The sequence below is a fragment of the Vibrio sp. 10N.261.52.A1 genome (assembly GCF_002876325.1).
Taxonomy (GTDB): domain Bacteria; phylum Pseudomonadota; class Gammaproteobacteria; order Enterobacterales; family Vibrionaceae; genus Vibrio; species Vibrio chagasii.
This window is the reverse complement of record NZ_MCYD01000642.1, coordinates 1-1,398: the sequence shown is the minus strand read 5'-3', so window position 1 is coordinate 1,398 and position 1,398 is coordinate 1. Positions and strand designations below refer to the sequence as shown.

At 45.7% G+C, this 1,398-nt stretch carries 1 protein-coding gene; it reads left to right on the top strand.

Going from position 1 to position 1,398, the window contains the following annotated elements; translation table 11 throughout:
- Nucleotides 1-249 precede the first annotated feature (249 nt).
- The coding region (locus tag BCT81_RS11915) for a UvrD-helicase domain-containing protein (protein WP_157938867.1) at nt 250-1,398 on the top strand (1,149 nt) is incomplete at its 3' end.

Here is a 1,398-nt window from a genome sequence, read left to right as displayed (position 1 = left end):
GATGAGAATTAATATGCTGTAATTTATGGTTTTATTCGCCCAATAGAGGCGTAATTTGGCTGAAAAGTCCACAGTCACTCGCTTGACGCACTAAAAACCATAATCCTAACAGAAATCAAGCACAAGAATTTGATACTTATCCATAATTGTCCATAGGTGGTCATGAAAGCGTCGATAAGATATGAGATATTATTAATTCTCATTGCATCATGATATAAATTCAATATTCCCAATTAAGAGCACACTCCAATGCAGCTAAGCGCTAACAAGACTGCACAATTTTTTATTCAAAATGAATACCATCAGGTTGAACTCGATGGTTCACGTCTACTGTTGTCGTCAGTGGGAAGTGAGGAACGTATCCCGTTTACTATTTGGAGTGGCAAGATCGCGATCAAACGCGGATTGTTTTGGGGATCGTTACAGTTTTTTGCTAACCAACAAGACGGAAAGCAGCGCAGTTGGTTAGTTCAAGGTCTACCTTGGGACCAGTGTCGTCAGTTTGCACGTGCATCTGTGGCGGCATACCAGAAATGGCACGACACACAGTGTGAGCAGCTGGCCGAACACGTACCTCAATGGGAAGCTGAGTTATTACGCTTAGAGCAACTTCCAGCGTTTCTTCCTCACTCTAAAGTCAACACTTGGGTCGATAAGGTTAACTCTGGCTTAGAGAGTATGACGATGACTCTGGACGAAGCCGCGCAGCGTATGCCAAATCGCATCGCAAGACTGCAGCCGTGGTTGTCTGACACCGAGGCTAAGCAAGCGGAAAGAAACCAGCAATGGCTAGAGACAGAGAGAAAAAACTGGGAAGTCTTGTTTGCTCAGTGTGAGTCATCTCCGTTGAACTTGTCCCAGCAATACGCGGTTCTAATGAACGATGACCACAACCTGATTCTTGCAGGTGCGGGCTCAGGGAAAACCAGTGTTCTGACAGCACGTGTCGCATACTTATTGCAAAGTCACCAAGCGCAAGCCGAAGAGCTTTTATTGCTTGCGTTTGGTCGTGAAGCAGCCGAAGAGATGAAGCAGCGCCTCGACAGTAAAATTGGGTTGTCCGCTGAGAAGGTTCAAGTGAATACCTTCCACCAGTTGGGTTTGAAGATCTTGAATGAGGTTGAAGCCGAGCGTGTGGTGATTTCTCCGTTAGCACTTGATGATAACCAGCGCCAAGCATGGTGTATTGATTGGTTGAAGAAGCACTGGATGACGCCGACCAACTTCAAACGTTGGCAGAAGCATTTATCTAAATGGCCGATTGCTTACCTGACGGGTGATGACGAGCTAGGCAGTCACGTTTCAAACCTTAAACTGATTGGCTGGCTTGAAAAGCAACTAGAACAGCTGAACGCATCAGGCTTAACCAAGAAAGAAGTACAGCAGCAGCTTATTGAC